General features: G+C 63.3%; 25 protein-coding genes. 7 read left to right on the forward strand and 18 right to left on the reverse strand.

Translation table 11 applies throughout. The annotated features are described in order from the left end of the window. The first annotated feature begins 1 nt into the window (after position 1). Complete coding sequence (locus ACVI1L_RS25615) at positions 2–244, forward strand: DUF2274 domain-containing protein (protein WP_456784187.1); 243 nt, start codon at positions 2–4, stop codon at positions 242–244. Between the two features lie 187 nt (positions 245–431). On the opposite strand, the gene ACVI1L_RS25620 is transcribed toward ACVI1L_RS25615, so the two are convergent. The 3 genes from ACVI1L_RS25620 to ACVI1L_RS25630 form a co-directional block, all read right to left on the reverse strand. Beyond that, positions 432–1,340 carry a TauD/TfdA dioxygenase family protein gene (locus ACVI1L_RS25620; RefSeq protein WP_456784188.1) on the reverse strand — a complete coding sequence of 303 codons (909 nt, stop codon included), beginning with the start codon at positions 1,338–1,340 and terminating at the stop codon, positions 432–434. Between the two features lie 263 nt (positions 1,341–1,603). Further along, positions 1,604–2,284 carry an HAD family hydrolase gene (locus ACVI1L_RS25625; RefSeq protein ID WP_456784189.1) on the reverse strand — a complete coding sequence of 227 codons (681 nt, stop codon included), beginning with the start codon at positions 2,282–2,284 and terminating at the stop codon, positions 1,604–1,606. 666 nt (positions 2,285–2,950) lie between these two features. Beyond that, entirely contained in the window at positions 2,951–3,580 is a 630-nt protein-coding gene (locus ACVI1L_RS25630; protein WP_456784190.1) for an FMN-binding negative transcriptional regulator, read from the reverse strand. A gap of 282 nt (positions 3,581–3,862) precedes the next feature. Here ACVI1L_RS25630 and ACVI1L_RS25635 point away from each other — a divergent pair, with 282 nt between their 5' ends. Then, entirely contained in the window at positions 3,863–4,093 is a 231-nt protein-coding gene (locus tag ACVI1L_RS25635) for a hypothetical protein (RefSeq protein WP_456784191.1), read from the forward strand. A gap of 10 nt (positions 4,094–4,103) precedes the next feature. On the opposite strand, the gene ACVI1L_RS25640 is transcribed toward ACVI1L_RS25635, so the two are convergent. The 4 genes from ACVI1L_RS25640 to ACVI1L_RS25655 all read right to left on the reverse strand — a co-directional run bounded on the left by ACVI1L_RS25640 (position 4,104) and on the right by ACVI1L_RS25655 (position 6,931). Then, complete coding sequence (locus ACVI1L_RS25640; protein WP_456784192.1) at positions 4,104–5,243, reverse strand: hypothetical protein; 1,140 nt, start codon at positions 5,241–5,243, stop codon at positions 4,104–4,106. Positions 5,244–5,412: 169 nt separating this feature from the next. Then, positions 5,413–5,700, reverse strand: a complete 288-nt coding sequence (locus tag ACVI1L_RS25645; protein ID WP_456784193.1) for a hypothetical protein — start codon at positions 5,698–5,700, stop codon at positions 5,413–5,415. 14 nt (positions 5,701–5,714) lie between these two features. Next, positions 5,715–6,182: a hypothetical protein gene (locus tag ACVI1L_RS25650; protein WP_456784194.1), complete on the reverse strand. Its 468-nt coding sequence runs from the start codon at positions 6,180–6,182 to the stop codon at positions 5,715–5,717. A gap of 479 nt (positions 6,183–6,661) precedes the next feature. Next, positions 6,662–6,931, reverse strand: coding sequence for a hypothetical protein (locus ACVI1L_RS25655; protein WP_456784195.1), 270 nt, complete (start codon positions 6,929–6,931; stop codon positions 6,662–6,664). A gap of 261 nt (positions 6,932–7,192) precedes the next feature. On the opposite strand from ACVI1L_RS25655, the gene ACVI1L_RS25660 reads away from it, so the two are divergent. Together ACVI1L_RS25660 and ACVI1L_RS25665 are read left to right on the forward strand one after the other, a co-directional pair. Further along, a complete protein-coding gene (locus ACVI1L_RS25660; protein ID WP_456784196.1) occupies positions 7,193–10,198 on the forward strand; it encodes a DEAD/DEAH box helicase in 3,006 nt (1,001 codons plus the stop codon). Positions 10,199–10,935: 737 nt separating this feature from the next. Further along, on the forward strand, positions 10,936–12,507 hold the full coding sequence (locus ACVI1L_RS25665; RefSeq protein ID WP_057015232.1) for a porin: 1,572 nt from the start codon (positions 10,936–10,938) through the stop codon (positions 12,505–12,507). An 84-nt stretch (positions 12,508–12,591) separates the two neighbouring features. Here ACVI1L_RS25665 and ACVI1L_RS25670 read toward each other — a convergent pair whose 3' ends face one another. From ACVI1L_RS25670 to ACVI1L_RS25685, 4 genes are all read right to left on the reverse strand, one after another. After that, the gene (locus tag ACVI1L_RS25670; protein WP_456784197.1) at positions 12,592–13,626 is read right to left on the reverse strand and encodes an LLM class flavin-dependent oxidoreductase; all 1,035 of its coding nucleotides are present in this window, start codon (positions 13,624–13,626) and stop codon (positions 12,592–12,594) included. Between the two features lie 211 nt (positions 13,627–13,837). Then, entirely contained in the window at positions 13,838–14,761 is a 924-nt protein-coding gene (locus tag ACVI1L_RS25675; RefSeq protein WP_456784198.1) for a glutathione S-transferase family protein, read from the reverse strand. A 109-nt stretch (positions 14,762–14,870) separates the two neighbouring features. Beyond that, the gene (locus tag ACVI1L_RS25680; RefSeq protein ID WP_456784199.1) at positions 14,871–15,629 is read right to left on the reverse strand and encodes an SDR family NAD(P)-dependent oxidoreductase; all 759 of its coding nucleotides are present in this window, start codon (positions 15,627–15,629) and stop codon (positions 14,871–14,873) included. Positions 15,630–15,666: 37 nt separating this feature from the next. Continuing rightward, positions 15,667–16,236, reverse strand: coding sequence for a TetR/AcrR family transcriptional regulator (locus ACVI1L_RS25685; protein ID WP_057015234.1), 570 nt, complete (start codon positions 16,234–16,236; stop codon positions 15,667–15,669). A gap of 104 nt (positions 16,237–16,340) precedes the next feature. Between ACVI1L_RS25685 and ACVI1L_RS25690 the strand changes: the two genes are divergently transcribed. After that, positions 16,341–17,129: a crotonase/enoyl-CoA hydratase family protein gene (locus ACVI1L_RS25690; RefSeq protein WP_076824401.1), complete on the forward strand. Its 789-nt coding sequence runs from the start codon at positions 16,341–16,343 to the stop codon at positions 17,127–17,129. A 6-nt stretch (positions 17,130–17,135) separates the two neighbouring features. Here ACVI1L_RS25690 and ACVI1L_RS25695 read toward each other — a convergent pair whose 3' ends face one another. Further along, positions 17,136–17,372: a hypothetical protein gene (locus ACVI1L_RS25695; protein WP_168857948.1), complete on the reverse strand. Its 237-nt coding sequence runs from the start codon at positions 17,370–17,372 to the stop codon at positions 17,136–17,138. Here ACVI1L_RS25695 and ACVI1L_RS25700 point away from each other — a divergent pair. Then, positions 17,371–18,156 (forward strand): division plane positioning ATPase MipZ, encoded by a 786-nt coding sequence (locus tag ACVI1L_RS25700; protein ID WP_057015235.1) that lies wholly within the window; start codon positions 17,371–17,373, stop codon positions 18,154–18,156. The two genes, ACVI1L_RS25695 and ACVI1L_RS25700, sit on opposite strands and share 2 nt — an antisense overlap. Positions 18,157–18,171: 15 nt before the next feature. Here the strand turns inward: ACVI1L_RS25700 and ACVI1L_RS25705 are convergent, their stop codons facing one another. From ACVI1L_RS25705 to ACVI1L_RS25720, 4 genes are all read right to left on the reverse strand, one after another. Continuing rightward, entirely contained in the window at positions 18,172–19,677 is a 1,506-nt protein-coding gene (locus ACVI1L_RS25705) for a hypothetical protein (protein ID WP_456784200.1), read from the reverse strand. Between the two features lie 57 nt (positions 19,678–19,734). After that, positions 19,735–20,595 carry a sugar phosphate isomerase/epimerase family protein gene (locus ACVI1L_RS25710; protein WP_456784201.1) on the reverse strand — a complete coding sequence of 287 codons (861 nt, stop codon included), beginning with the start codon at positions 20,593–20,595 and terminating at the stop codon, positions 19,735–19,737. 3 nt (positions 20,596–20,598) lie between these two features. Next, positions 20,599–21,945: an MFS transporter gene (locus tag ACVI1L_RS25715; RefSeq protein ID WP_456784202.1), complete on the reverse strand. Its 1,347-nt coding sequence runs from the start codon at positions 21,943–21,945 to the stop codon at positions 20,599–20,601. A 140-nt stretch (positions 21,946–22,085) separates the two neighbouring features. Continuing rightward, a complete protein-coding gene (locus ACVI1L_RS25720; RefSeq protein WP_057015238.1) occupies positions 22,086–22,958 on the reverse strand; it encodes a phytanoyl-CoA dioxygenase family protein in 873 nt (290 codons plus the stop codon). A 98-nt stretch (positions 22,959–23,056) separates the two neighbouring features. On the opposite strand from ACVI1L_RS25720, the gene ACVI1L_RS25725 reads away from it, so the two are divergent. Further along, positions 23,057–24,067 carry a LacI family DNA-binding transcriptional regulator gene (locus ACVI1L_RS25725; RefSeq protein ID WP_456784203.1) on the forward strand — a complete coding sequence of 337 codons (1,011 nt, stop codon included), beginning with the start codon at positions 23,057–23,059 and terminating at the stop codon, positions 24,065–24,067. A 210-nt stretch (positions 24,068–24,277) separates the two neighbouring features. Here the strand turns inward: ACVI1L_RS25725 and ACVI1L_RS25730 are convergent, their stop codons facing one another. Beyond that, entirely contained in the window at positions 24,278–24,811 is a 534-nt protein-coding gene (locus ACVI1L_RS25730; protein WP_057015240.1) for an NADH-quinone oxidoreductase subunit B family protein, read from the reverse strand. Between the two features lie 12 nt (positions 24,812–24,823). Further along, on the reverse strand, positions 24,824–26,335 hold the full coding sequence (locus ACVI1L_RS25735; protein WP_456784204.1) for a hydrogenase large subunit: 1,512 nt from the start codon (positions 26,333–26,335) through the stop codon (positions 24,824–24,826). Positions 26,336–26,344 lie beyond the last annotated feature (9 nt).

Below are 26,344 nucleotides of genomic sequence, written 5' to 3' on the forward strand. Positions count from 1 at the left end.
CATGCCAAAGCTCAAAATAGGAGAGCTTCCAGACGACAAGCCGGTCAAAGTGAGTGCGGAGCTGCCGGCGGCCGTGCATCGCGATCTCATTGCATATGCAGAAGCCCTTACGCGTCAAGGTGGTCAAGTGGTCGAACCGACTAAGCTCATCGCCCCCATGTTGGCGCGCTTTATGGCCACGGATCGAGGATTTTCTAAATTGAAACGTGAAGGCCACGTACCGGTCGCGGGCGAAGGACTGTGATGCTCAAGGCTTCTCGAAGCTGCCGGCCAAAGCTAATAGTACGATGCATCAACCTAGACGCTGCCGGGTTTGGCCCGAGAGCTAAGATATCGTGTCGGAAGGTGTGTTCCTGCGTCTGCCCCGAAATAACTCCGATTACCAGGCTTTCTCTGTTTTCAAATCAAGAGCGCTGGGCGTCGATGGGCATTTATTCGGTCACCTTCAGGCGCGTTACACTGCTCCGGCCATCGACGCTGATAGGCACGTCACCCTCGATCGTCGCCCGACGTACGACGCGATGCCGGTCCCCGTAATCGTTAACGGCGTAATGCTGCGTTGCGCGGTTATCCCATATCGCGATATCGCCCTCTAACCAGCTCCAGCGCACAGTGTTTTCGGGCGCGGTGATATGAGACTGGAACAGATCGAACAGCTTTTGTCCGTCGTATTTGGAGATCCCAACAAAGTGCTTCACCAAAGCGCCGAGCACTAGCGTGCGCTCGCCTGTTTCGGGGTGAACGCGCACGACGGGATGCTCGGTCTCAAAAACCGTTCTGGTGAATACCTCGTCAAAGTGTTTCTTGTCCACCTCGCGGACACGCGCGATCCCGGCGTAATCGAAAACGTTGCTGTGAACGGCCCATAGCTCCTCGGCAAGCCGTTGTAGCGGCGGCGGCAGATCGAGATAAGCGGAAGCTGTGTTCGACCACACGGTGTCGCCTCCGAAAGTTGGCATTACAACGGCCCGCAGGACTAAAATCTTGGGATAGGCGTCGGCGAAGGTGCCATCCGCATGCCAAACATCGGCGCGACCGCCGCCGCGAGTGGAGTCCAGTTCGAGGAGCGAGGCCGTCCCCCTGGCGGCGCCGAGCATCGGATGCGGCGTTAGCTTTCCAAGACGAGCGGCAAAGCGCTCCTGTTCAACGTCATTGAGATGTCGTTGGTTGCGGAAGAAGATCACCTTGTGCTCGAGCAGCAAGCTGTTGATCGCAGCGATCGTGCGGTCCGGTAGATCGCCCGATAGCTCGATATTTTTGACTTCGGCACCGATGCGCGCTGCACGTTTCAGAACATCGGCGCCCGGAATGACATCACCGATCAAAACCGTTGTGCTCATGTTGTTTTTCCAAACCCTTGAAGTTTCTGCTTCTCGGAGCGGATGGTCTTCAGCAAGCATCGTGCCAGGCGAAAGAAGAACATGTAGCTCCCCATGGTGACGAATTGCGCTATTTGGAGCGAGTTCTCGGACTAACCGATGATTCTACCGAGTGACAAAGAAGCTCGATCGTCGACCTCACCCACCGAATATGGTGCAATCGTGAAGAGAGCGGCAGCAGGAGCGTGCCGACGGAAGATATTCAGTTATGTTATTGCAATCATTCAACTGCCCTCAAAAAGGCAATGCTTCTGTAAGATTGGTAGTAATTCATGATGATCATAAATCATGTAGTCGGGCCCTGCCGCGCGTAAGCGCGCTTCGGAAACATATCCTCCCACGATTGATACGTTGATAAGGCCAAGATTGCGGGCAATCTCCGTCTCAACTGGCATATCGCCCACGATGACGGTTCTTTCTGGGGACAGATCATTGGCCTGCATATACAAGCGCAGCCGTTCTTGCTTGCTCATGCTCCTAAACTGAGTTGCGCGGCTCTCAAATGCCAAAATGTCGGTGACATGAGTCTTGATCCCAAGTCTTCGCACTTGTGTGCGAATTGGTCCAACAATGTGGTTGCTGACAATGACGGTTTGGATGGCTCGCTGATCAGCGGCGAGCAAAACATTTCGAGCCCCTTTACGTAAGGCCGCGTTGCGCGCCAGGAACTCATAAGTGTCGTGAAAAATGGCGTTGTCGTTGCTCTGTACGACTTCGATTTCATCTTTCGACATGTCCAGGTTGCGGAAAAGAACCGAAGGTGGGAGTTCGAACTTCTCTCGAAGCTTGTGCATATCCACAGCTGCGCGACCGAAGCGGCTCAAAATCGCATTGATGGTTTGCAGCACCGCGTTGGCATCATCGAGCAGCGTGCCATTCCAGTCGAAAATAATCGCGGATTTCATGCGTCAACCTAAGGCAAATGTCATCGTGCGATGGAATGTGTTCGAGACTTAGATATTTACTGGTCTACATGTCTGGGGCTATCGTGGTGGTTCGAACAGAGTCGTCACGGGTGCAACGCGTGCCGGTGAGCTGAACGGGCGGACCGTTCTTCCGAGGCGAGAGGACGGGTGGAGAGCGTGAGCATTGCTGCTTCTGTAGCTCTTTTTCTGGATCGATTTGGTTGAAGCAATGGCCATGCCAGTCAGCGCTGGCATGCAATAAGGCCGGAAGGCTTTGGAAGGTCTCAACGCTTACTATGCGCGCTGTACTGGACCTGACACGACATTGCGTCTCTGTCAGAATGCGGACAAGAGTCTACACGGTGCGGTAAGTTCGAGCTGACCGTTCCGTAAGTGAATTTTGCGAGTTAATCGATGGCCCAGGTTGATCTCTCCGAGATCGGTTCACTCTGGTGAGGCAAATTGGGTTCTCAGTACTCGGAATATTAAGTCGAAGCTCCGGGGTGTTGAACAACTTTTGACTGAGAGAACGCCGCTGCAGCCAATCCTCAATGCCTCGACCGTCGTCACGGCAAGACTAATGCCGCTGGAGCCGGTGAGAGCTGCAGATGTAGGCTCGCTCTCTGTCGACCGGCCCTGTTGGCGCCAGTCATGCACATTGTCGCCTCAGCCCTGAACCAGGATAAGAGCTGCAACTTCCTGATCCCGTGGCAGTTTGCTCGTCGCCAAGCCGGTGGCGACACCAAGGCGGTCAGGCGCGGGGCGGTTTTGACTCATCTTGCGCTTGCCTTCGACCCTGGTGATGGGGATGCGCACGCCGACGATCTCACGCAACTGGGCGGCGATGAAATCCGCGGGAGCATCGCTGACGGCCCAAGGCGTCGCACGTGACGTCTCATGGATATTCGTCAGACGCGTCACGATTTCAAGCAGGCGATCAGGATCCTCGAAGAACTCGGTCGGCCCATGGGCGTGGACCGCGATGTAATTCCATGTCGGCACCACACGTTCAGCTTGTCGTTTGCTGGGATACCAGGACGGCGTCACATAAGCCTCTGCGCCAGCAAAGATCGCAAGAGCTTCTCCGATCGGGGGCGTGCGCCATTGCGGATTGCCCTTCGCTAGGTGCCCGTACAGCGCACCGTGTTCGCCTTCGCTCTCATCGAGAAAGAGCGGAAGAGGCGTCGCAAGGGGCCCGTCTGACGTGGCCGTGATCAGGTTGGCCAATCGGCCGCAGCGGATCGTCGCTCGTATGTTCTCGAGGTCGTCATCTCGAAAGTGGGGTGGTATGTACATGAAGGTTCTCCGTTGGAGGTCGTCGAGATAAACCCAAGTCAGTATGCTAGAAAACTGCCAGTTTCAGTCGCCCCGTAGGGGTTCCACGTTGGATCGAGCCGCCTTGCTCGTGGCCCGGCCGGCTGACGATCGCAACCCCTCACGCACTTCTGGGGCCTTGACGAAGCTGAGCAAGCAATTGTGATGGACCAGGCGGCAAGTCCGGGTGCACCGGTAGCTCGGTTTTATTCGTCGCTCTGAACGTCTGGGTTCACTTGGACTGTGTTGCCAGGGCAGGTAGTTGTGGCGCTGCGTATCTTTGATCTTTACGCATCAGCCATCGTGGTGAGCCACGCGCCAGTACGCTATTTCCAAGCTTATGAGGATGAGGAAAAGCTGAAGTTTCTCGCGCTCGATGCGGTATCGGGCCGACTGATCCACGTTCCGTTCGCCGAAGCGCGGCATCGGTTGGTCCAGCTGATGACCGCGGCACGCCGCACACCGCCTTTCGACGACCCGCTCGCAATCGTCTGACCCTACAGTATCATCGCGTAAGCCGTTCGATGACGACCCGCATGTTCTTCGCTTTCTCGACGCGGCGCAAGACGGAATCCAGATCTTTCATCTTCCTGCGCGCGACCTGCAATCCCTCATGCGTCCGTTTATCCATGAAGGTGATATCGCAATAGGATGCAAGACAGGCGAGGTGCGTATCGATGAGGTCGCTTCCCTTCCATTCGGCTGAACGGGGCCGGAACCGCTTCAACGCCCGATCAATGATGCCGGATGGAATCCGGTTCTCGCTGACGCTTCGCTTCAGCTCCTGCCAGGGGAGATTCAGCGTCCCATTCATCTGCTTGAGCTTGGTGCGGAACGCGGCCCAGTCGCTAACCTCGCCAATCGTCGTGTCCGGCGTGATCTCGTCTCGATCAACATCGCTCCAGGCCAGGATCTGAAGGCCAGGATTATCGCTGCCAGCCAAAGCGCGGCCGCGTTCAGCAATATCCGCCATAAAGGCCGCGGAGACCGCGCTTTTATCGGGAATCTTTTGGTCCCCGTGTTGTTGAATGTCGGACTCCAGGGCCGCGCCGAGCCGGGAGATATGGCGCCGGATGTCGAGCGGCGCGCGAAGTTTGCCGCTCAGAAACTCGCTTATCTTTCGGTGCGCGACGCCGGTAAAGTCTGATTGCGCTATTGCGACAATCTCCCGACTACGCGCCGCCATGCGGACAAACTCCGGCTGCAGAAGCGGCAGCTCCCGCTGAAATACGCGGACGGCTTCGGCGCCCGACGTCAGCCGGAATATCCCCCTCGCGACCGCGTCGCGAACCATGCGCGGCGTTGCGTTTGGACTACGAAACGCCGCAAGAACTTCTGCCACCTGGAGTTCGAATATCGATCCAGCGACGCCGTCTCCGCGCTGGTTCGTCACGAGCGCAACCAGCGGCAGCGCTTCCAGCACGCGGACTCGCTCCGCCACCACGCGCGCATCGCCATAGACTAAGAGCTCCTGAAAATGATGGAAACTGAGGACGAGGATCTCGTTTCCCGTCGTGAGCACCTCCATGAGCGCGAGGGCGGCCGTGCGCGTTGCAGCATCCGGCGCATAGAGCCCGCGCGCCAGATTGACCAGATGTGAGGAATCGAGCGAGACAAACCGCGCACGTTTCAAAGGACTGGTCATGCCGCCTAGCCTGCCGCGACCACGAAGTGCGTCGTGATATTCATGATCATATGGCACTCGGGTCGTGACGCACTCGAAGCGGCAGCGCCGGTTTTTCGAGACGAAGCCTGGGATTCAGGCATGCGCGTCACGGTGAAAGACGATGTCGGCGCATCGCACCATGAGGCGATTAAGCGCCGATACATCCCTTCGCGCAAGGCGCGGCCGCCGGTATCGAAAGCGGAGAGGTGAGGTCGGGTTTGGCCCGCGCGCGGGTGACGTCGGGAAGAATGCGGATGGCAAGGTCCGGCGCGGGCGGCAAGATGCGATCCACAATGCCGACTTGCCGCAGGCTTCGATCGCGACGGGAAAATCGCTCGTCAGGATCGTTATAGAGGATCTCCCAAGCCGAATTGCCGAACACGGACAGCCGATAGAGGATGCCGCTAATCCCAAGCGGCGGCGGCAACAACTTCATCAGGCACGGTTGCGTCAGTCCCATACTGCCGGCGGCGCGCTGAACTTGCTGAATACGTTCGCGATGGTCGCAAGGAAGCCTTCGGTGGGGATGGGCAAAGCATTGCCTCCCGCCGCCGCGACTGTTGTTCTGACCGCCTCCGGCGTCTCGGTCACGTATTGGATCTTGTCGGTGATGTAGAGCGCCGACTGCGCCTTGGGCGGATGGCCGCCGACAAGACGAACTGGTCCCCGCGAAACCGCACCGTTGAACCACACGGGTTTGCTGTTTGGCAGGGTGAGCTGGCCGATATGGGTGTTTTCAGACCTTACGACAGGAACGACGGCGCTTGAATCTTCGGTGACGAACTGCACGTCGGGATGATCGATCCGGCACTTGGCATTGGATTCGGTCGATTCCTCCGGATAGGCATCGCGTATCCGCACAACAGTGGCTGCCGGAATACTGACCGGTGAGCCGTTGGGGGCCGTAAAACTCGGCATAGAGCGCTCCTTGAATGCGTTGCTACAATAAAATCGAAGCCAGAGAAGTGCGAAAGGGGCAGTGCAACGCTGGGTAGCTTACAGAGGCAAGCCGATTCTTCAACGGCTTGATCGGGCTCCGACCCCATCACAGAAGCTCTGGCAACCGATAAAGCAGGCGCCGCGCCGCCGGCCAGGCCCGCGTCCACGAAGATGTCGAGAGAGGCGATCAGCTTTTCGCGCCATTCGGGGCTGGTAAAGATCAATCGTCACAAACCGCTTGATAGCGAGCGATTCAAACTGGTATCCGACGCAGGGTTTGAGTCGCGCCCAGCTTCGCTGGGCCTGCGACGGAATTGGGCAAAGCTTAAGCCGCGGGAATTGGATAATCTCGCTACGAACTTAACCCGCCGGTACGACTTGGCAGCGACTACGCCGGTCGATGTGCCCGCAAAGGGATGGACCGTGACAAAGCGCTGCGCTGCCACGGTGCGAGCTTTTTATTTGGAAACGGCTCCCAAGCTATTGATATCGTTGGAGGCCCATTTTCCGCTTTTTTTCCAAATGCCCCTTGAAATCGTTGAATAATCAAACTGATTTTGATTCCGCCATTCGGAGGTTCGATCCCTCCCGCCCCAGCCAGCAAGCAAGCCGTTGATTTCAAGAGAGGAATCGTTTTTTGCCGGCCGCCCCCGCCGCCATTTCGGGCGGATTGGGCCGGCTTGGCTGGAAATCTGTGCCGCTTTCGCTTCCATGGCGGCGGGCGACAAGCCCCGAGTCGCCCGGAGATCCAGGTCAACGGGCGATCGTAATCACGACATAACGACGGATCTGACGTGGCGAATACCAAGAAGGCCCGCGCTGCTGCTGGCGCGAAGAAGAAAAGCAAGGGAGCGGCGCGTTCCGGGATCTCGTCTTCCTCACCGCTTGGCATGCTGGCGCTTCATCTTCTCGAGCAATGGAAGAAGTCCGGGCGGGACGGCATCGTTTTCCTTGCGGAAAGCGAGAACAGGGCAGAGCGTCTGGGCAGCGTGCTGCATTCGCTCGATCCCTCGCTCGAGGTGCTGGTGTTCCCGAGGCTGAATACCTTGCCCTTTGACGGGCTGGAGCCGTCACGAGAGATCGCCGGCCGGCGCAGTTCGGTGTTGAGGCGCCTCGCCCGGAGCAAGAAGCCGGTCTTCCTGGTGTCGACGGCCGAGGCGATCATGGAGCGGTTGCCGTTGCCCGCCAGCTCGGCGCGCCTCAGCATCAGCCTGAAGGTGGGGGCGGGCTATTCCGAGCAGGAACTCAAGGATCGTCTGGAAGCTCTGGGATACGATCTCGACGAAGAGGCGGATTATCCCGGCAGCGCTCTGTTCCACGGAATGACGTTCGAGGTATTTCCCGCGGGCGCGCTGGGGCCGTTCAGAATTGAGCATTCCGGTGGCGTGATCCGCAGAATCGCCGGTGTCGATCCGGACGAGCACGACGTCGTGTTCGACGCGGAGGAACTGCACATCGACCCGATGTCCGAACGGATCGCGTTGGGAGGCAAGCGGGCACAGCGGGCGGCGCTGCCGGATTATTGTCAGCGCGCGCGCTGGATCGCGGACGCCGGCGTTTCGGGCCACGCCGATAGCTGGCTGAGCACGATCAAGGAGGCGGCCGGCCGCAGGGAGGCGGAGCGCGAGTATCTGGGGCCCGCTGACTGGAAACGGCTGACCAAACGGATGAGCTCGCTGCCCCGAAAGGCAGCTTTCACCGCCACGCCTGATTTCTCGAAGGTCGCCTCATCGCGGAAGGCTCTTCGCGCATTTGTCGCCGACACCGAGCGCGCCGGATCGCGGCTGCTGTTTGTCGCGGCGGTCGAAGATGACCTGCGCGCGATGGAGCGAATGAGCGGGATCAAGGCGGAGCGCTTCGCCGACTGGAACGAGGCGGCGAAGGGGCGGGGCGGCGAAGGCGCGCTGCTGGCCGACTTCGACACCGGCTTCATCGGCTCAGGGCGCAAGCCGCTCGTCGTCGTGACGGCGACCGACGTGCTCGGCAGCAGGGCGCATCATCCGCAGCCCATGGCGCGAGCCTGGAGCTCGGCTTTCGATCATCCCGACGTGCCGGAGCGCGGCGCGGTCGTCGTGCATCTGCAGCGCGGGCTGGCCGTGCTCGATGGCTTGCAGACCTTCGATATGGGGAAGGGATCATCGCGCGAGATGATCAGGCTGGCATTCGCGGGGGATGATGCCGTCCTCGTTCCGCCGGCCGATCTTGCGCTGATCTGGCCGTATGCCGCGGAGCTCGGCAAGCTGGCATTGGACAGGGCCGATGGCAGTACGTGGTGGACGCGGCGTGGCAAGGCGGAGCGGGAAATCCAGACTGCCGCCAAGGCGCTTGCCAAACACATCGCGCAACGGCGCCGCCGGCGCGCTCCCAAGCTGGTCGCTCCCGGTCCCGCCTATGAGCGGTTCGTCGCGCGCTTTCCGTATTTCACGACCGTCGACCAGGCGAAGGCAATTCGCGACGTCCTCGATGATCTGGCGTCCGGTCATCCGATGGATCGGGTCGTCTGCGGCGACGTCGGGTTTGGCAAGACCGAGGTGGCATTGCGCGCGGCGGCGGCCGTTGCGCTGTCGGGCAAGCAGGTCGCCGTCGTCGTGCCGACGACTGTTCTGGCAAGGCAGCACGTTGCAACCTTCCGCAAACGGTTTGCTCCGCTTGGCATCGAAGTGGGAAGCCTGTCGCGGGCGACGTCGGCTCCGGAGATGAAGGAGACCAAGGAGGGCCTGCGAAGCGGCAAGATGAAGGTCGTGGTCGGCACGCAGGCGATCGCATCGAAGGACGTGAGGTTCGCCAAGCTGAGCCTGGTCATTGTCGACGAAGAGCAGCACTTCGGCGCGGCCGAGAAGGCGAAGCTTTCAGGGCTGGCGAAGGGCGCCCATACGCTGTGGATGAGTGCCACGCCGATTCCGCGCACACTTGCGGCGGGCCTTGCGGGATTCAGGGAGCTGAGCGTGATCGCATCCCCGCCCGTTCATCGGCTTCCGGTCGCGACCAAGATCGCTCCGCTCTCGGACGCCGCCATCGCCGCAGCATTGCTGCGCGAGCAGCGACGTCACGGGCAAAGCTTTCTGATCTGTCCGCGCATCCAGGATCTGGATCCGATGCTGGCGCGCGTGCAGTCGATGGCCCCGGAGCTCCGCATCGTCTGCCTGCATGGCAAGCTACCCGTCGACGAAATCGACGATCGAATGATGAGCTTCGTCGAAGGCGAGGCGGACGTCCTCCTGGCGACCAACATCGTGGAAAGCGGTCTCGACATCCCCCGGGCGAACGCCATCGTGGTCTGCTGGCCGGAAAAGTTCGGTCTGGCACAGCTCCACCAGCTCAGAGGCCGGGTGGGACGCGGCGGGACACGAGCCTTCGCATACATGCTGACCGAATCCAGTTCGGAACAATCCGGGAGGCGTTTGGCCGTTCTGGAGGAGTTCAGCAGACCGGGCGCCGGTTTTGCGATCAGCGAGCGGGATCTCGACCTCAGAGGCGCCGGGGATCTGCTTTCGGAGCGGCAATCCGGCCACGTGCAGGTTTTCGGTCCGGTGCTCTACAGCCACCTTCTGAAGCAAGCCTCGGAGAAGACCAACGACCGGTCCGCCGATATGTGGGTGCCCGATCTCAACCTTCCGCTCGCGGATCTGCTGCCCAGGAGCTATGTGCAATCGGAATCCGTGCGGCTTGAAATCTATGGCCGTGCCGCGAGGTGCCGGAGCGAAGACGATCTGGAGGATCTCGAGGAAGAGACCTCGCGCCGCTTCGGCAGGCTGCCGTCGGCGGGGCGGGACTTCTTCGCCGCGGCGAGGCTCAGGATCGATTGCAAGCGGCGAGGGATCGTGAGGCTCGATGTCGGCCCGGAGGCCGTCGCGGCGACGTTCCTTCCCGGGAGGCTGCCCAAATCCAGAGCACGTTCGCTCCAGCGCGACGGCGATCGCGTGTTCTATTCGGACAACATACACGAGCCGCCTTTCGAGCGGATCGAGGATCTCCTGGACATTTTGGACGAGTGAGGGCGACGCGGCTCCGTCGGAGACGAGCCTTGCGGGTGCGCCGCGCGCAGTAGAGATATTTCAGCGCGCCGGAGCTGCGGAGAACAAATCGACCGATTCTGCGTGCTGACATCCCAGTGACATGTAGCATCGTTACTGCACATGCGTGGCGAACCGCCCGCCGTCATTCGGCCTGCTCCGAGCCATCGGAAAGCCCTTCCAGGCGCGAGTCGACGGTATTCAGGGCGGGTTATGTTGTTCAAATCGCGGCGTTTTGGGCCGAAACGTCGTGCCCGGATACCGGAATCAGCGCTGCCGAAGCCGGCTTCAGCAATCGCTTTCTCAGTAGGACTACGCGTTTTGCACACCGTTCCGCGTGGTGTTGCCCAATCTTGTGCCCGATAGCGGTAACTGAAATATTCGTATTTTGTTTCAATGGCTTGCGGAAATGCCGCAATTCAAAAGTCCGTGATATTTGTGCAACATTTGCCCGAAAACAGCCGCAACTCGCCCCAAACCGAGCGGTCTTTTGTTGCGTGATCGGGGGCCTTCTGTCTCATATGGAACTACGACGGAGGGGGGCATCCCGAGGTCGTCCCGTTCTAGGTGGTTCGCTTAAGTCCCTCGCGTTCATGCGGGTGTGTCCGAAGACGCGAAGCGACTAAGCGGGGATTTAAGGGACAAGGGAACCAACCTGAGGGTGTTTTACCCGGCGGATCCGGAACCTTCCCTGAGATAGAGCAACTTGGAGGTTTAACATGAAGATGGTTAAGAGCCTTATCCTCGGCTCGGCGGCGGCTCTCGTCGCGGTCGGCGGAGCTCAGGCGGCCGATCTTCCCGTCAAGGCCAAAGCGGTCGAGTACGTGAAGGTTTGCTCCCTGTATGGTCCCGGTTTCTACTACATCCCGGGCACCGACACTTGTATCAAGCTGGGCGGCTACCTGCGCGTCGACGTTCTGGCGAACACCAACTCGGACCACACCGGCAACACCTCGGGTGCTGGTGGTGCGAACAACCGCTTCACCAACGGCTACACCTGGCGTTCGCGTGAAGATCTGAACATCGATACGCGCACCGCGACCGAATACGGCGTGGTCCGCACCTTCTTCGATGCGACGTTCTCCTGGACGACAGACAACTATGCCGGTCTGGGCAACGGCTCGACCGTTTACTCGCCGATCGGTACGTCTGCGGCTCCGAACAATGCCGGCTCTGGTAACGTCGCCGCTGGTACGGTCGGTGTCTACTACGCATTCATTCAGTTCGCCGGCTTCACCATCGGTAAGGCGGTCTCGCAGTTCTCGGCTCCGTGGGCCAACTACCCGGGCAACAGCTACGACGGTCTCGTCGGCGGCGGCGGCACGATCACTGGTGTGAACCAGTTCACCTACACCGCGCAGTTCGGCAACGGCGTGTCGCTGTCTTTGTCGGCTCAGGACCAGACGGCTTACTATCAGGCTGGCGTGGTCAACCTCGGCGCGCCGGTCACCTTCGGCGTTCCCGGCAACACCAACGTGTTCGGTATCAGCGACTACGCCGGCACGATCGCTCCGGATCTCGTCGCGATGCTGCGCGTCGATCAGGCCTGGGGTCTGTTCCAGGCATCGTTCGCCGCGCATAACAACCACGCGGCCTACTACGGCGGCACCGAGTTGACCGGTCATCCGGACGACAAGTGGGGCTGGGCCGGTGCGTTGGCCTTGTCGATCAAGAACATCCCGACCGGACCTGGCGACACCATCAACTTGCAGGGTGTCTACACCAACGGTGCAACCCGCTACAACATCCAGGACCTCGCCGGTTCGGCTGGTGGCAACACCATCTTCGGCGGAACCAACGTTCCGGGCGCCTATCAGAGCATCGGCTTCGGCATCGCGCCGGACTCGATCTTCGTGACCGGCGGTCAGCAGCAGCTGATCACGACCTACGGCTTCCGCGGTGCCTACGTGCACAACTGGAACCCGAACTGGAACACCAGCATCTACGGTGCCTGGGCCCAGGTTAACTACAACAGCACGGCCAAGGGCTACATCTGCGGTCCGGCCGGCAACGGCGTGGGTGGCTCGCTCAGCAACTTCTTCGGTGCTGGTTCGGCTCTGACGTCCTGCAACCCCGACTACAGCATCGCGCAGCTCGGCACGCAGACCCAGTGGACCCCGGTGAAGAACCTGACCTTCTCGGCCGACTTCACCTACACCCGTCTGGACCAGAGCTTCGCCGGTACGGTCGCCTTCCCCGGCAGCCCGACGATCGGCAAGCCCGGCGCAATCTACGAGCTGAAGGACCAGAACACCTACATGTTGCTGCTCCGCGCTCAGCGCAACTGGTAATACCGGTTGATCTGATTGCGATCTAACAGAGCCCCCGGCGCGAAAACGCCGGGGGTTTTGCTTTGTCATGCCGGTTCTGGCGCGTCACGCGGCCAGCATCTCGCGCACCATCGGCGCCACCTCGCGGCCATAGAGCTCGATGCTCTTCATCAGCTTGTCGTGCGGCAGCGGGCCCGCCGAGTATTTCAGCTGGAAGCGCGCCGCGCCGAGCGCCTTGACGGTCGCCGCGATCTTGCGAGCAACGGTTTCCGGCGCGCCGACATAGAGCGAGCCGTGCTCGGCCTCGGCCACGAACTCGTCGCGGCCCATCGGCGGCCAGCCGCGCTCCTTGCCGATACGGTCGCGCATGACCTTGTAGTCCGGCCACAGCTCCTCGCGTGCCTGCGCGTCCGTCTCGGCGACATAGCCCGGCGAGTGCACGCCGATCGGCTTCGGTTCGCGGCCGAACTGCTGGTAGGCCCGCTGGTGCAGGTCGACATAAGGTGCAAAGCGCTTGGGATCGCCGCCGATGATGGCAAGCATCAGCGGCAGGTCGTAATGCGCCGCGCGCACCACCGATTCGGGACTGCCGCCGACGCCGATCCAGGTCTTCAGCCGGCCGTGCTCGACCGGCGGATAGACCGACTGGTTCTTGAGCGGTGGCCGCAGCTTGCCCTGCCAGGTCACCGGCTCCTGCTTGAGCAGTTCGGTGAACAGATCGAGCTTCTCCTCGAACAGCTCGTTGTATTGCCTGAGGTCGAAGCCGAACAGCGGGAACGACTCGGTGAAGGAGCCGCGGCCGAGGATCACCTCGGCGCGGCCGTTCGAGACCGCGTCGACCATGGCGAAGCGCTGGAAGACGCGGATCGGATCGTCCGAGCTCAGCACGGTCACCGCCGAGCCGAGGCGGATGTTTTGGGTGCGTGCCGCGATTGCCGCCAGCACGGTCTCGGGCGAGGAGATCGCAAAATCGGCGCGGTGGTGCTCGCCGAGCCCGATGAAATCGATCCCGAGCTGATCGGCCAGCACCGCTTCGTCGACGACGTTGCGGATCACCTGGGCATGGGGCAGCGGCGTGCCGGCGGCGTCGTTGGTGACGTCGCCAAACGTATCAAGCCCGAATTCGACGGAGGTCGTCATGGTCAGTCCGGTTGTCGGCGTGGCGGAGATCCGCCACGGGCCACCCATCGCACGCAGGCCGAAAGGCCGGGTTGCTGCGGATCGATCCGCAAGCCTGCGCTGTGGAGCCTTGGGTTGGAGATAACGGGGAGCTATTGCCGGTTCAGCGGGCCGGCAAGGTCACGCCGCGAAACGCAGCGTTTCCAGGCCAGATATAGAGCGCCCGCGGCAATCAGCCCGGGACCACCAGGAAGCCGGCGCGCGGGAAATGCACCACCACCTCGCCGACGCGTTCATCCGACCGGCGGATCGCGATGTGTTGCGCCGACAGCGAGATGATCTCGCCACGCACCGGGATCTTGCCGTAGTCATCCGGCATCACGGCAACGACGTCGCCGGGCTTGCGACCGTTCGGGTCGCTGGGGTCGCCGCACACAGGCGACTCCGGCCGCGCCTTCGCCGCGATCTCGAGCGCGTCGGCCGACGACATCTCGGTGCGCGTGCCGTGGCCGATGGCGCGGATGCGCTCCTCCCATGCCACAACGCGCGGAAAGGAATTCATGATCTCGTCCATCGTGGCGAGGCTCTGCCGCGCGTACCACACGTTCATGTAGGCGCTGACGTCCGCGAGGCTGAACTCGCCGAACAGCCACGGCCGGCCGTCGCCGAGTTGCGCCTCGATCCAGTCGATATTGGCGCGGAACTGGTCGCGCATCTGCGGCAGCGCCGCGGTCATGGCGGCGACGTCGAACTTGCCGCCGCGCAACTTCTCGCGATCCTCGATGAAATCCCGCGGGACCCTGTCGCCGACGAAGCCGAACACGAGGTTGACCGTGTTCTGGAAGAACGGCCGGTCGGCCCACATGCCGAGCACCCAGGGCACGCCGGCATTGCCTGCCGGAAACAGCGTCGGCGTCGGGTAGCGCCGCTCCAGCTCGCGGATGATGATCTGGGTGTCACAATAAATGTCGGCGCCGATCTGCATCGTCGGCGTGCGGCGATAGCCGCCGGTCATCGGCATCAGGTCCGGCCGCGGCATGATCCGCGAGATCCGTACCGAGCTCCAGGCGAGCTTCTTGAATCCGAAGATGATGCGGATCTTCTCGGAGAACGGCGATTGATCGAAATGGTGCAGGATCGGCGTGGGCTGCGACATGGCCTTCTCCCGGGACAGGGTGCGATCTCGACGGACCTTGCCGCATAAGCTGACAAGATTCCGGCCGATCGCAACCTATATTCACGGGCGGGAGGGCGGCGCAGCGCGTTCAGAACTGCTCCGCCCACGGCCGCAGGTCGAGCTCCAGCGTCCAGGCGCTGCGATGCTGGTGATGCAGCACCCAATAGGCGTCGGCGATGGCCGCGATGTTGAGCATGCCGTCCGGCCCGCGCTCGTCCTTCAATTGCGGACGCATGTTCAGCAGGCGGTCGCCCTCGATCCCGCCATCGACCACGACATGGCCGACATGGATGCCCTGCGGCCCGAATTCCCGCGCCACGCTCTGCGCCAGCGCGCGCAGCGCGGCCTTGGCGGCGGCGAACGGTGAGTAGTTGGCCTTGCCGCGCAGCGAACCGCTGGCGCCCGTAAAGACCAGCGTGCCGCCGCCGCGCGCAAGCAAAGCGGGGATCGCGGCCTGTGCCAGCTGGAAACCGCCGAGCGCGTGTTCGCGCCAGTGCTCCTCGAAGCGCTGCTCGCTGACCTTCAGAAACGGTGCCGGCCGGTTGGAGCCTGCATTGTGCACAGCCATCGCGAGCGGTGCGAGCCGCTCGGCCGCCGCGACGAAGCGCGCGACGTCGGCCGCCGTGGAGGCGTCGCCGACCACATGCGCGACCGTTGCGCCGCTTGCGGCCAGCTCGGCCGCGGTCGCGGCGAGCTTGTCGGCGTTGCGGCCGGCGATCGCGACGGGATAGCCGCCGGCGGTAAAGCGACGCGCAATCGCGGCGCCGAGGCCGTTCGACGCGCCGACGCCGGCAATCAGCACGCTTCCTTGTACGGCGGTCGGCTCGAGGGCGGATCGGTCGTTCATGGCTTGCTCCATCAAGGTGCCCGCGGCGCGGGCGAAATCATTCGTCGGACGCCATCGCGATGATGCTGTCGCGCACGGTGCGCAGGACGGCATCGGACCGCTTCTGGTCGGTGAGGACGCGCGAGATCGCCAGCGCCCCGACCATCGCACTCACCGCGAGGATTGCGTTGCCGTCGTCATCGTCGCCGAACGTCTCGGCGACCTTGGCGATGAAGGATTCGATGTGCGGCTCCATCACCGCGCGGCACTGCGCATCGGCGCGACCGACATCCGAGATCAGCGCGCCGATCGCGCAGCCCGACTTGGGCGAGTCGCGATGGGCGCGGCTGAGATAGCTCCGCACCAGTGTGTTGATATTGCCCGGCTTGTCGGGATCGCGCGCCGCGTGAGCCGACGCTTCGCCTGCATGCAGCGCTTGTTCCAGAGCCGCGGCGATCAGGTCGGAACGCGAGGCGAAGTGCCCATAGAAACCGCCATGGGTCAGCTTCACCTGCTGCATCAGGCCGCCGATGCTGAGCGCGTCGAGGCCCTTGTCGCGGATCTGCGTCGCAGCCTCGTTCAGAATACGCTCACGGCTCCTGGCCTTGTCGGCCTGGGAATGGCCCATCTCGCCTCGCCCCCGTTTGACTCTCTTTCTGGATTATGACCATCATGCATCTGGATGACAACCATCATCCAGAAATTATCCAGTCACAAAGCAGGGAGGAACTGATGTCCGGCAGCGCGAGCGAAGGGCGGGTCCGCCACGAGCGGCACGACCACATCCTCAAGATCATCATCGACAATCCCGCGAAGAAGAATGCCTTCAGTCCGGAGATGATGGCTGAGCTTTCCGACGCGCTGACGCTGCTCGACAATGACGACGGCCTCTGGGTCGGGGTGCTCTGCGCCGCCGGCGGCAGTTTCACCGCGGGTCTCGACATGCCGAAATTCTTCGGTCCGACGGCGACGCGCAAGCCGCTGCCGGAGGGCAACGTCGACCCGTTCGGATTGTCGAAGCGCTGCCGGAAGCCGATCGTCACGGCGGTGCAGGGTATCGTGTTCACCGTCGGCATCGAGATGATGCTGGCCGGCGATATCGTGATCGCCGCGGACGACAGCCGCTTCTGCCAGATGGAAGCCAAGCGCGGCATCGCGCCGCTGGCGGGCGCGCATTTCCGCTATATCAGCCGCGCCGGGTGGGGCGATGCGATGTATCACCTGTTGCTGTGCGACGAGTTCACCGCCGCCGAGGCGCATCGGATCGGTCTCGTGCAGGAAGTCGTGCCGGCGGGCCAGCAGGTCGAGCGCGCGATGGCGCTCGCGGAGATCATCGCGCGCAATGCGCCGCTTGGAATCCAGGTGACCAAGGAGGCGGGCCGCAAGTTCATCGAAGCCGGCGAGCAGGCGGCAATCGCGATCATTCCGCAGATCCGCGAACGTGTGCTCAACACATCAGATGCGGCCGAGGGTATCAAGTCGTTCGTTGAGCGCCGCGCCGCGGTGTTTCAGGGACGCTAGTTGCGTTCACGATACGTGCTCGAAGAAGCTGTGACAATGATGTCGCAGCTTCTTGATTTCGATCACGACAATGTAGCAGCGACTCTTGTCGAGATTCATCGAATCAGGGAGATTCGATCCATTCATTAAATTCTGTTTCGTCCTGCTTTCACTCAAGCGTCCGGTATGGATTCCCATGACAAACGCACGAGTAATAGTTGTCGGAAATAACAAGGGCGGCTCGGGCAAGTCGACAATTGCCATGCATATCGCCATCGCGCTGATCAAGGCGGGTCAGCGCGTCGCTACCATCGATCTCGATAACAAGCAGAAGTCGCTGACGCACTACGTCGAGAACCGGCGGGACTGGGCGCGGGAAACCTCGCTGGATCTCGGCGTTCCCGCGCATATGTGCTTCGAGACGGTGAGCGGCAGGAGCGGCGAGGTCGAGACGCTCGGGCGCAGCGCGCTTGCCGAGATCGTCGAGCGGCTCGGCCGGTCGCACGATTTCGTCGTCATCGACTGTCCCGGCCATGACACCTATCTGACGACGTTCACGCATTCGCTGGCGAACACGTTGATCACGCCGCTCAACGACAGCTTCCTCGATTTCGACGTGCTCGGCACCGTCGATCCGAACGAGTTCAAGGTGACCGGCATCAGCCACTATTCGAAGATGGTGGAGGAGGCGCGGCGCCAGCGCAGCACACACGATCAGCCGGCATTCGAGTGGGTGGTGCTGCGCAACCGCCTCTCCACGCTTGGGTCACGCAACAAGCGCTTGGTCGGCGAAGCCTTGAGCGAATTGGCCAAGACGCTGAATTTCCGCCTGGTCGATGGCCTGGCCGAACGCGTGATCTTCCGCGAATTCTATCCGCGCGGACTGACGGCGATCGACGACGTCAGCCAGCTCGCACTCGGTAGCCGGCCGACCATGTCGCATGTCACCGCGCGGCTCGAGATGGAGCGGCTGATGACTGCCATCATGCTCGGCCATCTGGTGGCGCGCCCGCCGGAATCCTCCGACGCCAGCCGCGACGCGGCGTAAGGCGACGTCGGGCCGCTACCGGCAATTGGCGTTGCCGGCGTCGGCGACGATCAGGAACGTGATCGTTCTGGGTGCGAAGACGATCGTTCCGGCGACAGCCGCGTCGCTGTTGAGGGCGGGGATACGGTCAGAGGTCCCGAGCAAGAGCGTCGCGCCATTGAGCTGAACGTTGCCGTCGGCAGGCTTTTCGCTCGCGAGCGTGTAACGTTGCGAGGCGGCCGACAGCGTGAGCTTGTGCCGCATCCGCCGGTCATTGTTGATGACGAGCAGGGCTATTCCATCAGGCATGTCGCGCGCGCAATGCGCATAGACATGGAAGCCGTGACGCTCCGCGATACCGGCATCGAGCACAATGGTGCCCATCAACCGCCGCCACAGCAGCGCAGCCCAATAGTTCGGCCGCGGCAGATGAGTTCGCTCGTCCAGCAGCCCGTAGTCGCTCGCCGCAAGCGTGTTGTGCATCACCACCTGGACGCCGGCCTTGGCCAGCCGCCCGAGTTGATCGAGGTAACGGAACGTGTCGGCGAAGGTTGCGGCCAGGCGATTGCCGCCGCATGCGGTCTCGGCCGTCTCGGTCAGCCAGACCGGCTTGCCCGGCGCAAGCTGGTCGCGCAGCGTCTCGTAGAGGGCGAGGCTCTCGCCGGTTCGCGCCAGCCATTCGTCCGACAATGCATGCCTTGCCCTGCGATCACCGCCGCATCGCGCCGACAGCGCGCCATAGTGATGATAGGAGGCCGCGTCGACGCCGGCTGCCGATACGGCGAAAAGCGCTTGGGCCTCAGCGCCGGTGCCGATCGTGCCGGGGCCGAGGATCGTCACGTCGGGCGCGGTGTCCTTCATGAAGGCGCGGAACGCTGCAAAATCCCGGCCGTAGGCCGCAGCATCGTAGCGGTTAGGGGCGCTGCCGATGGTCGGCAGATCGGGCTCATTCATGAACTCGGCTGCGGCGATACGCCCGCCGGCCGATCGCGTGAAAGCGAGAAGTTGCCGGGCCTGCTCGGGGCTCCATTGCCCCTCGGCGTCACGCGCGCCCGCGCTGATCGCAAAGGACGTGACGATCGGAGCGTCGACGGCACGCGAGAACTCGATCACGTCCCGCCACTGCCGTCGCGTCAGCACGCCGTTGAAGCCGGCCGGCGGTGCAGCCGGTGGCGTCTCGGAATCCGCAAAGAACGTGCTGTTGGCCCAGGTGCCGCTGACGCGCAGATAGACGGGTGAGAGGGCTGCCGCGAGCTTGCGAAGCCTGCCATCGTGCAGGTCGATCGGAGTGCGAGCTGCGAACCGCTCCGTCTCTGCACGCCGACGCGTGGCGGCGGTGGCATAGGGCTTCCAGAACCGTCCGCCGGTCACCTCGACCATCTCGATGTTGTAGGACTGAAAACGCGGGTCGATGGTCGCGACGCGCGGCAGGGTCGCGACATTCAGGGCGAGCTCTGCCGCGGCCGCTTTCGTATGCGCGAAGGCTGCCATGGCCGAGACGGCGGCGAGGCATCGAAGCGGATAAGCCCAGCGGTCGCGCACAAGTCCTCGCGGCGTTCCGGATTGTGGCGTTCAGGATGCCGCCGTGGCTTGCTTGAATCAATGCGGGAGCGAGCCTTGCGGCTCGTTCGCGATACGATCCCACAGCGCGCGGATCATGTCCTTCATGACCAGCGCATCCTGCCAGCGGTCGGACAGTTCCCTGCCGTCGGGCCCGGTGATGGCATAGGGCGGGGGACCGAGCTCGCACAGGAAGGTCAGGGTCGCGTCGGGACCGGCGCGCTTGCGCCAGGAGCGGATACCGTAGTCCCACCAGCCCATGAACAGCGACACCCAGCCCTGGTGTTGCGGAAAGCCGAGCGAGATCTGCACCTGCTCGCGGCTCGCGATACGGCCATGGATGCCCCAGGCATTGTCGAGGATGCGATGGATCATCGCGTGGTTGACGTCGTCGACCGGCCAGGCGAATTCGCGGCCGACCAGATAATGCGAGAGATCGGCGGTGAGCCGCAGATCGGGAAAGCAGTCGAGCAGGTCGAGCATGAAGAACAGGTCAGTCGTTATGCGGTCGCGATGGGTCTCGACATGCACGGCAACGCCGGCCTCGGCGGCAAGCCGCCGCCAGCCTTCGAGCAGCGGAATGCAATCTGCGAGCCGGCGCGGCCGAACGTCCGGCTGCAGGTTGACATGATCGGCGCCGAGCCGGGCGACCAGCTCGAGCACCGGTTTCAGGTCGCCGACGCTCTTCGGGTAGCATTGCGCCTGCCAGATCATGCCATGCGCGCGAAGGAAGCTCGTCGCCTCGCGCGCAAAGACAGGATCGATGAAGCGCACGCCGGCGCCGTCAAACCCGGCATCGCGGATCATCGCGAGCTGGGTTTGCAGCGGCCATTCGCCCTCATCGGCCAGCCGTCGCCCCATCGCCCAGAGCGACTGCAGGACGCGCAGTTGCTGCGCCACCGGTCAGGCCCGCGCCGGGATCGCCGTGGGCAGCTCGGCCTGTTCGCCTTCGTCGGCGGCGATATTCTCCTGGTAGGTCTCGGGCCCGATCCAGATCGCAACGACGGTGCAGGCGGACAGGAACATCGCGTAGCAGGCGACCGGCCACCAGGTGCCATAGGCCGCCACCAGTGCGGTTGCGACGAACGGCGCCGGACCACCCGACAGCAGCGAGCCGAGCTCGCGGGCGAAGGCAAAGCCCGCGAAGCGGCGTTGCGGCGGGAACAGCTCGGCGAAATACGCCGCCTGCGGCCCGAACATCGCCGCCGTCACCACGGCGCGCGCCAGGATGAAGGCGAGCGCGATCATGATCCACTCCTTGGTGCCGACCATCCAGAAGAACGGGAAGGCGAGCGCCACGCCGGCCAGCGCGCCGAACATGTAGACCGGCCGCCGTCCGATCCGGTCCGACAATGCCGCGAAGCCGAGGATCGCAAACAGTTCGACCGTGAATGCCAGCATCAGCGCGCTGAGCGCCTCGGCTTTCGGCACGCCGAGCGTGGTGATCACGTAGCTCAGCCCAACCACCGGGAAGAAATAGCCGAGCCCGTTCTCGGCCATGCGGGCGCCGAGCACGACGAAGAAGTTGCGCGGGTGCCGGCGCAATGCTTCCATCGCCGGATTGCTCTCGACCTTGCCGCGCGCGACCACCGCCTCGGTGTAGACCGGCGTCTCGGTGATGCGCATGCGGACGAAGATGCCGACCACGATCAGGAGGAAGCTCGCCAGGAAGGGCAGGCGCCAGCCCCAGCTCATCAAATCCTCGCGCGGCAGCATGGTCACCAGCGCGAAGGCGCCGGCCGCAAGCAGATTGCCGACGGAGACGCCGAGCGGCGCGAAGCCGCCCCAGAAGCCGCGATGCTTCGGCGGTGCGTTCTCGACCAGGTAGATCACCGCGCCGCCATATTCGGCGCCGGCGCCAAGGCCCTGGATGACGCGCATCGCGACCAGGAGGATCGGCGCCCAGATCCCGATCTGCCCATAAGTCGGCAGGAAGCCGATCGCGGTGGTGCCGATGCCGATCATCAGGAGCGTGGAGACCAGCACCGGCTTGCGGCCATAGCGATCGCCGAGGATGCCGAACAAGAGGCCGCCGAACGGCCGCACCACGAAGCCGACGCCGAAGGTCAGGAACGACAACAGCGTGCCTACCACCGGATCGCTCTTCGGAAAGAACAATTCGCCGAACACCAGCGCCGCTGCGGTGCCGTAGAGGAAGAAGTCGTACCATTCGAGCGCGGAGCCGATGCTTGCGGCCAGGATCACACGCAGGCGCGATGTGCGAGCGCCATCTCTTGCCATCTCGGTCATTCGTTTCCCCGTTATGTCTGTTTTTATGGTCGTCTTGATCGGGCACGATCTCCGCGCAAACACGTGCTGCGTTGTCGCGGCGGATCGTGCTCGTGAAAGCAGCAATGCCCGCGGCCTGGCCGCGGGCATTGTGGTCGGTCTTAAGCGGCGCGCGTGAAGTAGGATTTCTTCGACGCCGACTGGGTCTCGTAGATCGATCCCTGTCGCTTGGCCGGCGGCAGTGGCATCCGCACCGGTACGTCGGTGAGCCGCGGCGCGACCACCGGCGGCCCCGCCAGCAGGCGGCTGTTGAATTCGTCGAAGTCCTTGACGCCCATCAGCGGCCAGGCGTCGCTCGCGGCCACTTCATAGAGCAGCAGGTTGCGCGGCCGATTCGACGTGTTGGTTGCCGAGCCGTGCAGCGCGCGCACGTGATGGAACGACATGCTGCCGGCCTTGCCCATGCAGGGCACCGCGCGCTTGATGTCGTCCTGAATCTGGTCCGGATCGATCAGGCCTGCGAAGTGGCCGTCCTCGCCGTGATGATCCCACATCGTGGCGCCGGTGTGCGACCTCGGCGTCACCAGCATCGGACCGTTCTCGATATCGCAATCGTCGAGCAGCACGCCGATCGCGAGGATGTCGTCATTGGTGTGCGGATAGAATGCCCAGTCCTGATGCCACTCAACCGGCGAGCCGTATTGCGCCGACTTCATGTTGAGCTTGGAGCCGTGCAGGCGAAGGCCGGGGCCGATCAGCTTGGTGAGGATCGAGATCACGGCGGGGCTGCGCACGATCTCGTCGAAGATCGGGTGCACCTTGTGCGGCGCCTTGATGCGGCGGACGCGCGGATTGTCAGGCGAATGGCCCGGCTCGAGGTCGTAGACGTCGGTGTGCTCGCTCACGCTGGCGGCGCCGGCCACGAGCTGCGCGAGTACGGTGCGCACCTTCGCCAGGGTCTCCTGGTTCAGCACCTCGGGGACCACGATCACCCCGTCGCGCTTGTAAGCCTGGGCCTGTTCGTCCGAAATCATGCCGCTTCTCCCTTTTTGTTTCATGTTAGCGCTAACATGGGGTGATGCTAGCGCTAACATCATGGCTTGGCAACCCGGAATCGTGCAGGCTCCGGCCCATGAGCTCTGAACTGACCGCCCCCGGGACCGGCCCGGCCGGTGCCGCGCCCACCCTTTCAGAGGTGGCCAAGCGCGCCGGCGTCTCCTCGATCACGGTGAGCCGGGTGGTGCGGATGCCCGACCTGGTCGCCCCGGAGACCCGGGCGCGGGTCGAGCGGGCGATGCGCGATCTCGGCTATGTCCCGAACCTGGTGGCGGGCGCGCTGGCGAGCGCGCGGACCAATTCGGTCGGCGTGCTGGTACCGACCATCGCCAACTCGATCTTCGCCGACACGGTGCAGGGCCTGTCCGACAAGCTCGAGCCGCTCGGCTTTTCCGTGATCCTGGCGCAGTCGCTCTATGACGCGGCGCGCGAGGACCGCATGCTGGCGGCGCTGCTGTCGCGGCGGCCCGAGGCGATCATCATGGTCGGCTCGCCGGCGACCGAGGAGGGCAGCCGCCTGCTGCGCAATGCGCGCATCCCGATCGTCGAGACCTGGGATCTGCCGGCAAACCCGATCGACGCGGTCGCGGGCTTCGACAATTACAAGGCCGGTGTCGCCGTCGCGAAGCATCTGGTCGCGCAGGGCCGCAAGCAGCTCGCCTTCATCGGCGGCGACGATCCACGCGGCACGCGCCGCTGGTTCGGCTTCAGGGACGAGGCACTGGCCGGCGGCCTTGCCGAGCCGCGCCGGTTGATCCTAGACCGCAAGGATTCCGGCAGCGTGGCGGCGCATGCACGCCTGCCTGGTGTCGACGCGGTGTTCGCCGCCAACGATGCGCATGCGATCGGCTTCATGTCCGGGCTGCGCAAGGCCGGGCTGCTGCGCGACGGGCCTGCATCGGCGCAGCCGGTCGCCGTGATCGGGCTTGGCGATCTCGAAATGGGCCAGCTGATCTCGCCGACCCTGAGCACGATCAGCGTGCATGGCGACGCGATCGGCCGTACCGCGGCGACGCTGACGCTGGAGCGCGGCGGCGAGCGCCGCGTCGATCTCGGCTTCGAGCTGGTGCTGCGCGACAGCGGCTAGTGTGCTGAATGCGAAGTTCGTGTGATTTCGCGGCAGCCACTTTCACGAACTTCGCATTCATAAAGCACACTAGAATCATAAGTTTGCTAGTGTCCTTATCGAATCCGAAGTTCGCTCCGAAGGTGCGGCAAATGATGCGAACTTCGGATTCGGGACACTAGCGCGCCTCGCCCACGGTGCGGGCGGAGGTGCTCGTTTCTTTCCGTGCCTTCACCTTGCCGCGACGCCGGCGTCGACCGCCTCGAGCAAGGTCACGAGGCCCCGCAGGATGGCGATCGGCGAAGGCGGGCAACCCGGAATATGGAGATCGACCGGAACAACCGCGGAGACTCCGCCAACCACGGCATAGCTGCCGGCGAAGCATCCGCCATCCCTGGCGCAATCGCCCGCAGCGACGACCCATTTGGGATCTGGCGTCGCACGGTATGTGCGCTCCAGCGCCTCGCGCATATTCTTGGTGACCGGACCCGTGACGAGCAGCACGTCGGCGTGACGGGGCGAGGCGACGAACCGGATTCCAAATCGTTCGACGTCGTAATACGCATTGCTTAACGCGTGTATTTCCAGCTCGCATCCGTTGCAGGAGCCTGCATCAACCTCGCGGATCGAGAGGCTGCGGCCGAGGCGTCGTCGTGCGGTGCGGCCGACCATGGCCGCGAGCTCCGCGAGCGCAGCGTCGTCCGGGCGCGGCGCCTGCTCCGTCAATGGCTGGCGAAACAGGCTCTGGAACAGAAGTTTGCGCATCGCCTCAAGCCCTCAGAGATCCTGCCCGGAATAGGAGCAGTTGAACGACTTATTGCAGAGTGGGAAGTCCGCCACGATGTTGCCTTCGATGGCCGCCTCGAGCAGCGGCCACTGAAACCACGACGGATCGCGCAGATGGCATCGCTCGATCCGATCGCCGTTCAGGCGCAGCCAGGCCAGGATGTCGCCGCGGAAACCTTCGACGAGCGCCATGCCTTCGCAAGGCTCCGCCGTATTGCGCAGTGGCACTTGCACCGGGCCGGCCTCGAGGCCGATGAGGATCTGGTACGCCAGCGCGAGACTCTGCTCAACCTCGCGGATCCGGATCCAGACCCGGGCGTTGACGTCGCCGTCGCTGAGGACGGGGACTTCGAAGCGGAGGCCATCATAGGGGAGATAGCCGGGCTTGCGTCGGGCGTCATGATCGCGGCCGCTCGCGCGCCCGACATAGCCTCCGGCGGCGAATTGCCGGGCGAGCGTTGGAGCAACGATGCCGGTGCTGACGGTGCGGTCCTGCAACGAGGCGGTATTGTCATAGAGCTCGACCAGCGCAGGGAAATGCCGGCGGATCTGGTCGAGCGCGGCCCGGATCGTGTCGGCTCCATCGCCGGCGATATCGCGCGCGACGCCGCCGGGCACGACAAGGTCGCGCATCAGGCGGTGGCCGAATGCAGCGTCGGCCGCGCGCAGCACGGATTCGCGCAGCACGGCGCAATGCGCCTGCATCAACGCAAATGACGCATCGTTGCAGATCGCGCCGATATCGCCGAGATGATTGGCCAGCCGCTCGAGTTCCGCCATCAGCGCGCGCAGCAACAGCGCGCGCGGCGGCACGGCAATCCGCTGCGCGGCCTCGACGGCTTGCGCGAACGCCAGCCCATAGGCGACTGTGCTGTCGCCGGAGACCCGGCCGGCGAGCCGCGCGGCCTGCTCGATCGTGCTGCCCGTCATCAGCCCTTCGACACCCTTGTGGGTGTAGCCGAGCCGCTGCTCGAGGCGGACGACCGTCTCTCCGCTCGCGGTAAAGCGGAAATGCCCGGGCTCGATGATGCCGGCATGCACCGGACCGACTGCGATCTGATGCAGGCTGTCCCCCTCGGCCGGAAGGAATTGATAAGGCGCTGCGTCCGCCGATGCATCGCGATGTTCGCCGAGCGGGAAGCGCGTTTGCCAACGGCCGTGATCAAGCCAGGGACGGGAATCCGGTGTGTCTGTCGCCTGCAATCCGAAGAGGTCGTGCAGGGTGCGCTCCAATCGAAGCGCCGGCGGATGATGGGCCGCAACCGAAGGAAATTGGCGATCGGGACAATCCAGGCTGATCACGCCGATATCGGACGTGCGGTCGTCGAGGACGGCCATGTGCACGCGCGAGGGCTCGCCCCACAGCCCGAGCAGGCTCAGGCCGCCATCCGCAAGCGCGTGAGCGGCGGCGCGCCAGGTATCGCCGTCGACCACGGCGCGCGGCCATGGATGATGTCGTTCGATCCTGTGGCCCGCCCGGATCAGATCGATCAACCTCGGCATATCCTGCTC

The organism is Bradyrhizobium sp. USDA 4516, assembly GCF_054055915.1.

Excerpts from the sequence above, each read along its gene's own strand:
- ACVI1L_RS25615 (WP_456784187.1), top strand. The coding sequence starts at position 2 with ATGCCAAAGCTCAAAATAGGAGAGCTTCCAGACGACAAGCCGGTCAAA.
- ACVI1L_RS25620 (WP_456784188.1), bottom strand. The coding sequence starts at position 1,340 with ATGAGCACAACGGTTTTGATCGGTGATGTCATTCCGGGCGCCGATGTT.
- ACVI1L_RS25625 (WP_456784189.1), bottom strand. The coding sequence starts at position 2,284 with ATGAAATCCGCGATTATTTTCGACTGGAATGGCACGCTGCTCGATGAT.
- ACVI1L_RS25630 (WP_456784190.1), bottom strand. The coding sequence starts at position 3,580 with ATGTACATACCACCCCACTTTCGAGATGACGACCTCGAGAACATACGA.
- ACVI1L_RS25640 (WP_456784192.1), bottom strand. The coding sequence starts at position 5,243 with ATGACCAGTCCTTTGAAACGTGCGCGGTTTGTCTCGCTCGATTCCTCA.
- ACVI1L_RS25645 (WP_456784193.1), bottom strand. The coding sequence starts at position 5,700 with ATGAAGTTGTTGCCGCCGCCGCTTGGGATTAGCGGCATCCTCTATCGG.
- ACVI1L_RS25650 (WP_456784194.1), bottom strand. The coding sequence starts at position 6,182 with ATGCCGAGTTTTACGGCCCCCAACGGCTCACCGGTCAGTATTCCGGCA.
- ACVI1L_RS25665 (WP_057015232.1), top strand. The coding sequence starts at position 10,936 with ATGAAGATGGTTAAGAGCCTTATCCTCGGCTCGGCGGCGGCTCTCGTC.
- ACVI1L_RS25670 (WP_456784197.1), bottom strand. The coding sequence starts at position 13,626 with ATGACGACCTCCGTCGAATTCGGGCTTGATACGTTTGGCGACGTCACC.
- ACVI1L_RS25675 (WP_456784198.1), bottom strand. The coding sequence starts at position 14,761 with ATGTCGCAGCCCACGCCGATCCTGCACCATTTCGATCAATCGCCGTTC.
- ACVI1L_RS25680 (WP_456784199.1), bottom strand. The coding sequence starts at position 15,629 with ATGAACGACCGATCCGCCCTCGAGCCGACCGCCGTACAAGGAAGCGTG.
- ACVI1L_RS25685 (WP_057015234.1), bottom strand. The coding sequence starts at position 16,236 with ATGGGCCATTCCCAGGCCGACAAGGCCAGGAGCCGTGAGCGTATTCTG.
- ACVI1L_RS25690 (WP_076824401.1), top strand. The coding sequence starts at position 16,341 with ATGTCCGGCAGCGCGAGCGAAGGGCGGGTCCGCCACGAGCGGCACGAC.
- ACVI1L_RS25700 (WP_057015235.1), top strand. The coding sequence starts at position 17,371 with ATGCATATCGCCATCGCGCTGATCAAGGCGGGTCAGCGCGTCGCTACC.
- ACVI1L_RS25695 (WP_168857948.1), bottom strand. The coding sequence starts at position 17,372 with ATGGCAATTGTCGACTTGCCCGAGCCGCCCTTGTTATTTCCGACAACT.
- ACVI1L_RS25715 (WP_456784202.1), bottom strand. The coding sequence starts at position 21,945 with ATGACCGAGATGGCAAGAGATGGCGCTCGCACATCGCGCCTGCGTGTG.
- ACVI1L_RS25720 (WP_057015238.1), bottom strand. The coding sequence starts at position 22,958 with ATGATTTCGGACGAACAGGCCCAGGCTTACAAGCGCGACGGGGTGATC.
- ACVI1L_RS25725 (WP_456784203.1), top strand. The coding sequence starts at position 23,057 with ATGAGCTCTGAACTGACCGCCCCCGGGACCGGCCCGGCCGGTGCCGCG.
- ACVI1L_RS25730 (WP_057015240.1), bottom strand. The coding sequence starts at position 24,811 with ATGCGCAAACTTCTGTTCCAGAGCCTGTTTCGCCAGCCATTGACGGAG.
- ACVI1L_RS25735 (WP_456784204.1), bottom strand. The coding sequence starts at position 26,335 with ATGCCGAGGTTGATCGATCTGATCCGGGCGGGCCACAGGATCGAACGA.